General features: G+C 59.6%; 8 protein-coding genes and 1 pseudogene. 6 read left to right on the forward strand and 3 right to left on the reverse strand.

The annotated features are described in order from the left end of the window. Window positions 1-146 precede the first annotated feature (146 nt). From hrpA to LOY56_RS06415, 6 genes and pseudogenes are all read left to right on the forward strand, one after another. A complete protein-coding gene (gene hrpA / locus LOY56_RS06390; RefSeq protein WP_258620575.1) occupies window positions 147-4,058 on the forward strand; it encodes an ATP-dependent RNA helicase HrpA in 3,912 nt (1,303 codons plus the stop codon). 305 nt (window positions 4,059-4,363) lie between these two features. Next, a complete protein-coding gene (locus LOY56_RS06395; RefSeq protein WP_258620576.1) occupies window positions 4,364-5,485 on the forward strand; it encodes a beta-ketoacyl-ACP synthase III in 1,122 nt (373 codons plus the stop codon). A 65-nt stretch (window positions 5,486-5,550) separates the two neighbouring features. Next, window positions 5,551-6,145 (forward strand): annotated as a pseudogene (locus LOY56_RS06400) (RNA polymerase sigma factor). Next, the gene (locus LOY56_RS06405; protein WP_258620581.1) at window positions 6,139-6,375 is read left to right on the forward strand and encodes an anti-sigma factor; all 237 of its coding nucleotides are present in this window, start codon (window positions 6,139-6,141) and stop codon (window positions 6,373-6,375) included. Before LOY56_RS06400 ends, LOY56_RS06405 begins: the two are co-directional and overlap by 7 nt. Before the next feature lie 234 nt (window positions 6,376-6,609). Continuing rightward, window positions 6,610-7,953: an OprO/OprP family phosphate-selective porin gene (locus tag LOY56_RS06410; RefSeq protein WP_258620582.1), complete on the forward strand. Its 1,344-nt coding sequence runs from the start codon at window positions 6,610-6,612 to the stop codon at window positions 7,951-7,953. A 147-nt stretch (window positions 7,954-8,100) separates the two neighbouring features. After that, complete coding sequence (locus LOY56_RS06415; protein WP_258622574.1) at window positions 8,101-9,225, forward strand: GNAT family N-acetyltransferase; 1,125 nt, start codon at window positions 8,101-8,103, stop codon at window positions 9,223-9,225. A gap of 20 nt (window positions 9,226-9,245) precedes the next feature. Here the strand turns inward: LOY56_RS06415 and aqpZ are convergent, their stop codons facing one another. The 3 genes from aqpZ to LOY56_RS06430 all read right to left on the reverse strand — a co-directional run bounded on the left by aqpZ (window position 9,246) and on the right by LOY56_RS06430 (window position 12,709). Further along, window positions 9,246-9,944: an aquaporin Z gene (aqpZ, locus tag LOY56_RS06420; protein WP_258620583.1), complete on the reverse strand. Its 699-nt coding sequence runs from the start codon at window positions 9,942-9,944 to the stop codon at window positions 9,246-9,248. A gap of 281 nt (window positions 9,945-10,225) precedes the next feature. Then, complete coding sequence (locus LOY56_RS06425; RefSeq protein ID WP_258620584.1) at window positions 10,226-12,058, reverse strand: ABC transporter ATP-binding protein; 1,833 nt, start codon at window positions 12,056-12,058, stop codon at window positions 10,226-10,228. Between the two features lie 93 nt (window positions 12,059-12,151). Further along, complete coding sequence (locus tag LOY56_RS06430) at window positions 12,152-12,709, reverse strand: peptidylprolyl isomerase A (RefSeq protein WP_007902463.1); 558 nt, start codon at window positions 12,707-12,709, stop codon at window positions 12,152-12,154. Between the last annotated feature and the right edge of the window lie 3 nt (window positions 12,710-12,712).

The following is a 12,712-nucleotide window of genomic DNA, read 5'->3' on the forward strand; positions in this document are numbered from 1 at the left end:
AATGCCTCCCCGGACGCTCCGCGTCCGCTCTTGGGACGCAGAGCGTCCCTTGCTGCATTCCCACGCAGAGCGTGGGAACGATCACATGGGGGCGCAAATCTGCGACAATCCGCCCCCTGCGCCACTAGACGACTTTTGCGTACCTGATGACTGACGAATCGCCTTCTATCGACAAACTGCTGAAAAACCTCGATCACGCCATGCTCGCCGACCGCCACCGGCTGCGGCGGCAGTTGCTTGAGCTGCGCAAGAAACCTGACGAGGCCAAACTGGCCCAGTGGGTGACGCGCACGCAGGCGTCCTGTGATCAGGTGTTGGCGCGGCGCGCCAGCCTGCCGGTGATTCGTTACGACGACAGCCTGCCGATCGCCGCCAAGCGCGACGAAATCAAAGCGGCGCTGCAAAAGCATCAGGTGCTGATCATTGCCGGCGAAACCGGGTCGGGTAAAACCACCCAGTTGCCGAAGATCTGCCTGGAAATCGGCCGCGGCCAGCACGGCCTGATCGGCCACACCCAGCCCCGTCGAATCGCCGCCCGCAGCGTGGCGAGCCGAGTCGCTGAAGAATTGGCGACGCCGTTGGGCGCGTTGGTCGGCTATCAGGTGCGGTTCGAGGATCAGAGCGATTCCAACACCCTGATCAAACTGATGACCGACGGTATTCTGCTGGCGGAAACCCAGAACGACCGCTACCTCGAACGCTACGACACGATCATCGTCGACGAAGCCCACGAACGCAGCCTGAACATCGACTTCCTGCTCGGTTACCTGAAAACCCTGCTGCCGCGTCGTCCGGACCTGAAAGTCATCATTACTTCGGCGACCATCGACCTGGAGCGTTTTTCCAAGCACTTCGATGATGCGCCGATTGTCGAGGTCTCCGGCCGCACCTTCCCGGTGGAAACCTGGTACCGCCCGCTGACCCTGGAGCAGGACGAAGAGGGCAACCGCGTCGAGGATGACTTGACCGTGGATCAGGCGATCCTCGCTACCCTCGACGAAATTGCCGCGTTCGAACGCAGCGAACGCAAGAGTCCCGGCGACGTGCTGGTGTTCCTGCCCGGCGAGCGAGAGATTCGCGACGCGGCGGACATGCTGCGCAAGGCCCAACTCAAACACACCGAGATTCTGCCGTTGTACGCGCGGCTGTCGCCGGCCGAGCAGCAGCGGATTTTCCAGTCCCACCCTGGGCGTCGCGTGGTGCTGGCGACCAACGTCGCGGAAACCTCGCTGACCGTGCCGGGCATTCGTTACGTGATCGACAGCGGCACCGCGCGCATCAGCCGTTACAGCTACCGCGCGAAGGTTCAGCGCCTGCCCATCGAAGCGGTTTCCCAGGCCAGTGCCAACCAGCGTAAAGGCCGTTGCGGACGGGTCGAACCGGGCATTTGCATCCGTCTCTACAGCGAAGAAGATTTCATCGGTCGCCCGGAATTTACCGACCCGGAAATCCTCCGTACCAACCTCGCGGCGGTGATTTTGCAGATGCTGCATCTGCGCCTCGGCGAGATCACTGATTTCCCGTTTATCGAGCCGCCGGATGGCAAGGCCATCAGCGACGGTTTCAACCTGCTGCAAGAACTCTCGGCGGTGGACCGCAACAGTCAGTTGACGCCGCTTGGTCGCCAATTGGCGCGGCTGCCGGTGGACCCGCGCATGGGCCGCATGCTGCTGGAAGCGGCGAAACTGGGCAGCTTGCAGGAAGTGCTGATCGTCGCCAGTGCCATGTCAATTCAGGACCCGCGCGAACGTCCGCCGGAGCGTCAGCAAGCAGCGGATCAGGCTCACGCCCAGTGGAAAGACGTGGACTCGGACTTCGCCGGGCTGGTTAATCTGTGGCGTGGTTTTGAAGAGCAGCGCCAGGCCCTGACGGCCAGTCCGCTGCGCAACTGGTGCCGCAAGAACTTCCTCAATTACCTGCGCCTGCGCGAGTGGCGTGACTCCCATCGTCAGTTGAGCCTGATCTGCCGCGACATGCAGTTGAGCCTCAACAAAGAGCCGGCGGATTACCCGAAACTGCACAAAGCGGTTCTGGTGGGGTTGCTTAGCCAGATCGGCCAGAAGACCGAAGATGGCGACTACCTCGGTGCCCGTCAGCGACGCTTCTGGATTCACCCCTCGTCGGGTATCGGCAAGAAACGTCCGCAATGGCTGATGACCGCCGAACTGGTGGAAACCACCAAGCTTTACGCGCGGATGGTCGCCAAGATCGATGCCGACTGGATCGAGCCGCTGGCCGGGCACCTGATCAAGAAAAATCACTTCGAACCCCATTGGGAGAAGAAGCGCGGTCAGGTCGTGGCCTTCGAGCAAATCACCCTGTTCGGGCTGATCGTGGTCGGGCGCCGACCAGTGCATTACGGTCCGATCGACCCGGTGGTGTCTCGTGAATTTTTTATTCGCGAAGGTCTGGTGCGCGGCGAGATTCAATCCAAAGCCAAGTGTTTGTCTGCCAATGCACAGTTGTTGGAACAGCTCGACGAACTGGAAGCCAAGGCGCGCCGCCGCGACATCCTCGCCGACGAAGAAACCTTGTTCGCCTTCTACGATGCGCGACTGCCAGCAGAGATCCACCAGACCGCCACCTTCGACAGTTGGTACCGGGTCAATAGTCAGAAAGACCCGCAACTGCTGATCATGCGCGAAGAAGACGTGCTGGCTCGCGAAGCCAGTGAAGTCACCGCCGCGCATTACCCGGACACCCTGCACATCGGCGATCTGGAACTGGCGCTGAGTTATCACTTCGAGCCCAACCATCCGCGTGATGGCGTGACCTTGCGCGTGCCGGCACCGCTGTTGCCGATGCTACCGCCGGAACGTCTGGAATGGCTGGTGCCGGGCGTGATCGATGCCAAGTGCATCGCGCTGGTACGTAACCTGCCCAAGGCCCTGCGCAAGAATTTCGTGCCGGTGCCGGACTTCGTCAAAGCGGCGTTGCAGCGCATCACGTTTGCCGAGGGCTCATTGCCTTTGGCGCTGGGCCGCGAGTTGCTGCGCATGACCGGCGCGCGGGTCAGCGATGAAGCTTGGGCCGAAGCCTCGCAGCAGGTCGAAAGCCATTTGCGGATGAACCTGGAAATCGTCGACGGTCAGGGCAAGTTCCTCGGCGAAGGTCGTGACTTGGCCGAGCTGACCGCACGCTTTGCCGAGGCCAGTCAGGCTGCGTTGGCGGTGCCGCAAACGGCGAAGAGCCAACAACCGGTGGAGCCGAAAGTCTTTGCCGCCGTGGCTGAGAAAACCCAGCAGAAAATCGCCGGGCTGTCGATGACGGTGTATCCGGCGCTGGTGGAAGAGGGCGGGACAGTCAAGGAAGGTCGATTCTCGACCCCGGCCGAAGCCGAGTTCCAGCATCGTCGGGCCTTGCAGCGTTTGCTGATGCAGCAACTGGCCGAACCGGCGAAGTTCCTGCGCGGCAAGTTGCCGGGGCTGACCGAATTGGGCCTGATGTACCGCGACATGGGGCGTGTCGACAGCCTGGTGGAAGACATTCTGCTGGCCAGTCTCGACAGCTGCATCCTCGACGGCGAAGACCCATTGCCACGCGATGGCGCCGGACTGGCGTCGCTGGCTGAGCGTAAACGCGGTGGCTGGACTGAGCACGCTGAACGGTTGGCCAAGCTGACGCTGGAGATTCTCAAGCTGTGGCACGGCCTGCAAAAGCGCTTCAAGGGCAAGATCGACCTGGCGCAAGCCGTGGCCTTGAACGACATCAAGCAGCAGCTCAGTCATCTGGTGTATCCGGGGTTCGTGCGTGAAACGCCGATGCCGTGGCTCAAGGAACTGCCGCGTTACCTCAAGGCTGTCGAGCAACGCTTCGAAAAACTCGGCGCGCAGGTGCAGAAAGACCGGGTCTGGAGCGGTGAATTGTCCGGCCTCTGGGCTCAATACCAGACCCGCGCCAACAAACACGCCCAGGAAGGCAAGCGCGATCCGCAGCTGGAACTCTATCGCTGGTGGCTGGAGGAATACCGGGTCTCGCTGTTCGCGCAGCAATTGGGGACCAAGGTGCCAATCTCCGACAAGCGCCTGAACAAGCAATGGAGTCAGGTCGAGCCTTGATCCTGTGAGAGCGGGCTTGCCCGCGATGGCGGTCTGCCATTCGACATGGATGTTGAATGTGATGGCCTCATCGCGGGCAAGCCCGCTCCCACACGTATGCTGTTGCTCTTGCAAAAGGCGCCAAAAGCCAGCGTTTATGGCAAACTTCGCGCCTATATACGCCAGCCTCGCGGTTTTGAGCCTTCACGGGCCGGGCGGATCGGAATAAAGCGATGTCAGGTTTGCGTCCGGACCTGGAATAGACCCTTTGTGTGTTGGTACGTCGGTGCCAGCGCTTTCTGCCTGAACGGATTAGAGAAACGACCATGCATAACGTCGTCATCAGCGGCACCGGCCTGTATACCCCGGCCAACAGCATTTCCAATGAAGAGCTGGTGCAGTCTTTCAACGCTTACGTCGCGCTGTTCAACGCCGACAACGCCGAAGCCATCGCGCGCGGCGAAATCCAGGCATTGACCGAATCCAACGCGGCGTTTATCGAAAAAGCGTCCGGCATCAAAAGCCGCTTTGTCATGGACAAGGACGGCATTCTCGATCCGCAACGCATGGCACCACGCCTGCCAGAACGCTCCAACGACGAGTGGTCGGTGCTTTGCCAGATGGCCATCGGTGCGGCCGAACAAGCCTTGCAACGCGCCGGCAAGACCGCCGCTGACATCGACGGTGTGATCGTCGCCTGCTCCAACCTGCAACGCGCCTACCCGGCCATCGCCATCGAAGTTCAGGAAGCGCTGGGCATTCAGGGTTTCGGTTTCGACATGAACGTCGCCTGCTCCTCGGCGACCTTCGGCATCCAGGCTGCGGCCAACAGCGTGCAACTGGGCCAGGCTCGGGCGATCCTGATGGTCAACCCGGAAGTCTGCACCGGTCACCTGAATTTCCGTGACCGTGACAGCCACTTCATCTTCGGCGACGCCGCCACCGCGGTGATCATCGAACGTGCGGATCTCGCGACGTCCAAGTACCAGTTCGACGTGGTCAGCACCAAACTGCTGACCAAGTTCTCCAACAACATCCGCAACAACTTCGGCTTCCTCAACCGCGCCGCGGAAGAGGGCATCGGTGCTCCCGACAAACTGTTCGTCCAGGAAGGCCGCAAGGTGTTCCGGGATGTCTGCCCGATGGTTGCCGAGCTGATTGCCACGCACCTGGACGAAAACCAGCTTAACGTCAGCGACGTGAAGCGATTCTGGCTGCACCAGGCCAACCTCAGCATGAACCACCTGATCGTCAAGAAGCTGCTGGGCCGCGAAGCCACCGAAGAAGAAGCCCCGGTGATTCTCGACACCTATGCCAACACCAGTTCCGCCGGTTCGGTGATTTCGTTTCACAAAAATCAGGACGATCTGGTCAGCGGCTCGCTGGCGGTACTCAGTTCGTTCGGCGCGGGCTACTCGATCGGTAGCGTGATTCTGCGCAAGCGCTGATGCTGTGGCGAGGGAGCAAGCTCCCTCGCCACAATCAACGTCGATGGTTCTGAAACGAGGTTTGCATGGCCGCAGCTGACGACACCCTGTTGCTCGAACGCCTGCTGGCGGGCGAGCAGAGGGCTTTCAAGGAACTGGTCAGCACTTACCAGAGCGCCATGCGCGCGGTGGCCTATGCCATCGTCGGCAGCCGACACGTCGACGAGGTGGTACAGGATGCATGGCTATCGGTGGTGCGCAATCTCGGCGGGTTCGAGCGACGTTCAAGCCTCAAGACCTGGCTGCTCACCATCACCGCCAACTCGGCACCGCCGGGAAGTGCTGCTCGATGACCTGCCGTCGCCTCACGGCACGGTCGATGACGATCGTTTTTCATCGACTGATGGTCACTGGCTGGTGGCGCCGTACGCCTGGCATCAGGACACGCCAGAGGCGCTGTTGACCGAAAACGAGCTGCGCGAATGTCTGGAGCACACACTGCTCAGCCTGTCGGAACTGCAAAGCAGTGTGTTGCTGTTACGCGAGCGACAAGGGCTTGAGTTGGAGGAGATCTGTAATCTTCTGGAGATCTCGCTCTCCAATGTTCGTGTGCTGCTGCATCGGGCACGGTTGAAGGTCTTTGCGACCGTGGAGCATTTTGAGGAAACCGGTGAATGCTGACCTGCAAGGAACAAGTGGCGCGCTCCAGTGATTATCTCGATGGCCAATTGAGTTTTCGTGAGCGACTGATGGTGCGGCATCATTTGAGGTTCTGCCCCAATTGCCGACGGTTCATTCGGCAGATGCGCTTGATGCAGGCCACGCTGAAGGTGATGCCCGAGCCGCCTGTAGCTGATCTGGATGCGCTGGCTGAACGGCTTGCCAACGAACACCAGAAGAACAAACCGTAGGTTTTCTCGCCCGTAACACCCCCCCCTTCAGCCGCTCTAGCTTGCGGCTTGCAGCTTGGTTCATGTGGCTGCTTTTCTGTTATTTCGATTCGAAGTAAAAAGTTCCCCTGTCATAAAATCTTTATCTATCAGCAACCCGGCTGAAATACCCCCCCTCCAAGATTCCCTCCCAACACAAGTGGGCCAGACCCGCGTGTTTCCAAGCTACAGACTACCAATTAGGGGAACTCTTCGATGATCCGTAAGCACTTCGCCGGTTTTGCCGCCAGCGCACTGGCCATGGCAGTAACCGCCCAGGCTTTCGCTGGCACCGTCACCACTGACGGCGCCGATATCGTAGTCAAAACCAAGGGCGGCCTCGAAGTCGCCACCACCGATAAAGAATTCAGCTTCAAACTCGGCGGTCGCTTGCAGGCTGACTACAGCCAGTTCGATGGTGTCTACACCAAAAACGGCGATACCGCCGACGCGGCCTACATCCGTCGTGGGTTCCTGGAACTGTCTGGTGTGCTGTACACGGATTGGGCTTACACCATCAACTACGACTTCTCCCACAACAGCGGTGATTCCGACAACGGTTACTTCGACGAAGCGTCGTTGGCCTACAACGGCTTCAAACCGGTCTCGATCAAAGTCGGTCGTTTCGACCCGGACTTCGGCCTGGAAAAAGCCACCAGTTCCAAGTGGGTTACTGCGCCAGAACGCAACATGGCGTACGACATGGTCGATTGGGCGAACAGCCACCAGAATGGTCTGGGCCTGCAAGCCTCCAGCACCTTCGCTGATTCGTTCTACGCTTCCGCCGGCGTGTTCAGCAAAGACACCGACGATACCGATGGCAACAGCGTTAAACAGGTCAACGGCCGCTTTGTATTCGCGCCGATGCATGACGCCGGCAACGTGCTGCACTTCGGTGTGAACGTGGCTTCCCGTGATGTCTCCGACACGGCCTTCGATTCGCGTTATCGCACCCGCATGGGCATGCGTGGCGTCGAAACCCTCGGCGGCAACGATGCTGGCACCAACGGCAACCGTCCGGTGCTGGGTGGCAGTTCCACTTCGCCTGCCGGCTCCTATGACCGTGACGACGCTTACGGTCTGGAAGCCGCATTCGCCATGGGCCCTGCCTCGATCCAGGGCGAATACGTCGCCCGCAAGACCAAGGCCGATGACAGCAGCCGTGAAGACATCAAAGGTGACGGTTTCTACGTTCAGGGTGCCTACACCCTCACCGGCGAATCCCGTGGCTATAAAGTTGGTAAGTTCGATGCGATCAAGCCAGCCAACAAGTCCATCGGTGCCTGGGAGCTGTTCTATCGTTACGACAGCCTGACTGTCGAAGACGACAACATCACCACCGCCAGCCTGACCCGCGATGTCGGCGATGCCGAAGCTCAGGTGCATACCCTGGGTGTCAACTGGTACGCCAACGAAGCGGTGAAAATCACTGGCGCCTACCTCAAGGCCAAAACTGACAACGTGACCAATGCCACTGCTGCCAGCGGTACTACCCCGGCACGTCGTACCGGTGATGACAGCGGTGACGGCTTCGTGGTCCGCGCTCAATACGTGTTCTAAATTGCAGTAAACGCTGTAAAAGCTCTTTCTTCATCCGTTAAAGCTCCTCTCGTTTAACCCCGCTTCGGCGGGTTTTTTTTTGTTTCGGGTCAGGCATACAGATAAGCGATACTCATGCATCTGTAGAAAGTGATGGTTGGGATGCTAATGCCGCTGCAACGTCTGGAAAGTCTGTCCGAAATCGCGCCGCACACCTGGGACGCGCTGGTGCCGCAAACTCAGCCGTTTCTGCGCCATGCCTTTCTGAGCGCGCTGGAAGACAGCGCCAGCCTTGGCCCGCATTCCGGCTGGCAGCCCGAGCATCTGCTGCATGTTGAAGGTGATCGTCTGATCGCCGCGCTGCCCAGTTACCGCAAATGGCATTCCTACGGCGAATACGTGTTCGACCATGCCTGGGCCGAAGCCTGTGAGCGTGCCGGCATCGACTACTACCCCAAGCTGTTGACGGCGGTGCCGTTCAGCCCGGTCAGCGGGCCGCGATTGCTGGCGGCGACGATCGAGGACGGTTTCGAACTCCTGCAGAGCCTGCCGGGTTATCTGGAGATCGAAGAGCTCTCCAGCGCCCATATCAACTTCACCGATCCATTCACCGACGCCGCATTGGCCGAACAGCCAGGCTGGTTGCAGCGTATTGGCTGTCAGTACCATTGGCAGAATCGCGGTTATCGGGATTTTCAGGACTTCCTCGACGCCCTCAGTTCGCGCAAGCGCAAGCAAATGCGCAAGGAGCGTGAGCAAGTGGCGGGCCAGGGCATCGACTTCGAATGGCTGGAAGGACGGCAACTGGACCAGGCGCACTGGGACTTTGTGTATGCCTGCTACGCCAATACCTATGCAGTACGTCGGCAAGCGCCGTATCTGACCCGGGAATTTTTCAGTCTGTTGGCCGAGCGCATGCCGGAATCGATTCGCGTGGTGCTGGCCAAGCAAGGCTCACGACCGGTGGCCATGGCCTTCAGTCTGGTCGGTGGCGACAGCTTTTATGGCCGTTACTGGGGCTGCCTGGCGGAGTTCGATCGTTTGCACTTCGAGACCTGTTTCTATCAGGGGATGGATTACGCGATTGCCAATGGCTTCCAACGTTTTGACGCTGGCGCTCAGGGCGAGCACAAGTTGATTCGCGGTTTTGAACCGGTGATCACCCATTCCTGGCATTACCTGCGCCATCCGGGCTTGAAGTCGGCGGTGAAAGATTTCCTTGAGCGTGAGCGGGTCGGGGTCCTGGGGTATGCAGAAGAAGCGAAGACCGCCTTGCCCTACCGACAAGGCTGATCTTTGCATTATGTCGCTTGTCAGCTGTCTTCTTTACCCAGCCAGCGATACATCACGCCACCGATGACGGCACCCAATAGCGGTGCCAGCCAGAACAGCCATAGTTGTTGAATCGCCCAACCACCGACAATCAGCGCCGGGCCCGTGCTGCGGGCCGGGTTGACCGAGGTGTTGGTGACCGGAATCGAGATCAGGTGGATCAGGGTCAGTGCCAGGCCTATGGCAATGGGCGCCAGGCCGGCCGGGGCGCGTTTGTCGGTAGAGCCGAGAATGATCAGGATAAACATCGCGGTCATCACCAGTTCACTGACAAACCCCGCCGCCATCGAGTAGCCGCCTGGCGAGTGTTCGCCGTAGCCATTGGATGCAAGGCCGCTGGCCAGTTCGAAGCCGGGTTTGCCACTGGCGATGAAGTACAGCAGGGCTGCTGCGATGATCCCGCCAAGCACTTGGGCGATGATGTAGGCGGGCAGTTCCTTGGCTGAGAATCGTCCGCCGACGACCAGCCCGACCGAGACTGCGGGGTTGAGATGACAACCGGAGATGTGGCCGATGGCGAAGGCCATCGTCAGCACCGTCAAACCAAATGCCAGGGACACCCCCAGCAAACCGATCCCCACGTTTGGAAATGCTGCCGCCAGCACCGCACTGCCGCACCCTCCCAGCACCAACCAGAACGTACCTACCAATTCTGTAGCTGAACGTTTGAACAAAGACATAGCGAATTTCCCTGTCGAGATACCACTGTCGTTGTGCATCCAGTAGATGGACTACAGAACCATCTCCAGTACCTTGGCTGAGTACAGCAGGGTTTTTATGGAATTCCAGTGGCCATAAAAAACCGCCAGAGTCCGTGGTTGGCGGGCTCTGGCGGTTATCGCAGATCTATGTGGGAGCGGGCTTGCTCGCGAATGCGGTGTATCAGGCAACATTGATATCGACTGACACGGCCTCTTCGCGAGCAAGCCCGCTTGTACAGGGTCGGTGTTGATCGCAAGACTCAATCGATCCCGACAAACCCGCCGGTCTGATGCTGCCACAACCGCGCATACAAGCCGCCGTGGGCCAGCAGTTCGGCGTGGCTGCCGGTTTCGGCGATCTTGCCGTTTTCCAGCACCACCAACCGATCCATCCGGGCAATGGTCGAGAGGCGGTGGGCGATGGCGATCACGGTTTTACCCTGCATCAGGGTTTCGAGGCTTTCCTGAATCGCCGCTTCGACTTCCGAGTCCAGTGCCGAGGTGGCTTCGTCCATGATCAGGATTGGCGCGTCCTTGAGCAGCACCCGGGCAATCGCAATCCGCTGACGCTGGCCACCGGAAAGTTTCACCCCGCGTTCACCGACGTGAGCATCGAAACCGGTGCGGCCTTCGGAGTCCGACAGCAACGGTATGAACTCATCAGCGCGGGCCTTGCGCACCGCTTCCCAGAGTTCGGCATCGGTGGCGTCGGGTTTGCCGTACAACAAATTATCGCGGATCGAGCGGTGCAGCAGCGAGGTGTCCTGGGTGATCATGCCGATGCGTTCACGCAGGCTTTCCTGACCGACGTCGGCGATGTTCTGGCCATCGATGAGAATACGCCCGCCCTGCACGTCATAGAGGCGCAGCAGCAGATTGACCAGCGTCGATTTGCCGGCGCCGGACGGGCCGATCAGGCCGATTTTCTCACCGGGTTTGATCGTCAAGTTGAGGTCGCCGATGATCCCGCTCTTCTTGCCGTAGTGGAAGTCGACGTGATCGAAACGCACCTCGCCACGCGCCACACTCAAAGGCTTGGCCTGCTCGCGATCGGTGATGCTGACTGGCTGGGAAATGGTCTGCAAACCGTCCTGAACCATGCCGATGTTTTCGAAAATGCCAGTGACCACCCACATGATCCAGCCAGACATGTTGACGATGCGGATCACCAGGCCCGTGGCCAAGGCAATTGCACCCACTGAGATCAGAGACTGCGTCCACAGCCATAGCGCGAGACCCGTGGTGCTGACGATCAGCAGGCCGTTCATGCTGGTGATGGCCACGTCCATGCTGGTGACCACGCGGCCGGCCAGTTGGGCTTTTTCGGTCTGTTCCTTGATCGCTTCACGGGCGTATTGCTGCTCGAAGTTGGTGTGGGCGAACAGCTTCAAGGTGGTGATATTGGTGTAGCCATCGACGATCCGCCCCATGAGTTTGGAGCGCGCATCGGAGGACACGACCGAGCGTTCCTTGACCCTTGGCACGAAGTAGTAGAGAGCGCCAATGAAGGCGGCGATCCAGGTCAGCAGCGGGATCATCAGGCGCCAGTCGGCTTCAGCGAACAGCACCAGCGAACTGATCGCGTAGATCAGCACATGCCATAGCGCGTCCACCGCTTGTACCGCCGAATCGCGCAACGAGTTGCCGGTCTGCATGATGCGTTGGGCGATGCGCCCGGCAAAGTCGTTCTGGAAAAAATTCAGGCTCTGTTTGAGCACGTAACTATGGTTTTGCCAGCGGATCAGGCTGGTCAGGCTGGGGCTTAAGGTCTGATGCACCAGCAGGTCATGCAAGGCGAGGAACAGCGGTCGCAGAATCAGCGCGACCACCGCCATCCAGGCCAATTCCACGCCGTGGACCTTGAAGAAGTCGACGTTGGGCGTGCCTTGGGCGAGGTCGATGATACGGCTCAGGTAGCTGAACAGCGCCACTTCGATCAGCGCGCCGAACAGGCCGACGATCAGCAGGACGGCGAAACTCGGCCAGACCTGCTTCAGGTAATAGGTATAGAAGGGGAGAACCCGATCCGGCGGAGCCGCCGTCGGTGCATCGCGGAAAATGTCGATCAGTTTTTCAAAACGGCGATAAAGCATCAGTTCTCCGCCCGCGCACGGGCTCTCCTTTAAACGATATGAGCGGCGCCGGAAGATCCGGCGGCCGCTCAAAACTCCCTGTCCAGCGTACTCTCAGTCGATGCGCTTGGCCGACTTGATAAACACGGGATCGGCCGGCACGTCTTTCATGCCGCTTTTGGTGGTGGTCTGGGAGTTGACGATGACATCGACGACGTCCATCCCTTTAACGACTTTACCGAACACGGCATAACCGTCGCCCTGGTCCAGGAAGTCGTTGTCTTTGACGTTGATGAAGAACTGGCTGGTGGCCGAATCCGGCACCGAGGTGCGGGCCATGGACAGCGTGCCACGCACGTTATGCAGGCCGTTTTTGGATTCGTTCTTGATCGGCGCCTTGGTTTCTTTCTGCTGCATCTGTTGAGTGAAACCGCCGCCCTGGACCATAAAGCCAGGAATCACACGGTGAAAAATCGTGTTGTTGTAGAAGCCGCTGTCGACGTACTCAAGGAAGTTCTTGGTACTGATCGGCGCCTTGACCGGGTCCAGTTCGATTTCGATCTGGCCGTTGGTGGTTTCCAGCAGCACGTGCGGCGCCTTGGCGGGCGTGGCGGCCATCAGGTTGGCGGCAAACAGAACGGAGCCGGCGACGAGGGCGATTTTTTTCAGCATAAG

The organism is Pseudomonas sp. B21-048, from assembly GCF_024748615.1.
In the GTDB taxonomy this organism is placed as follows: Bacteria; Pseudomonadota; Gammaproteobacteria; order Pseudomonadales; family Pseudomonadaceae; genus Aquipseudomonas.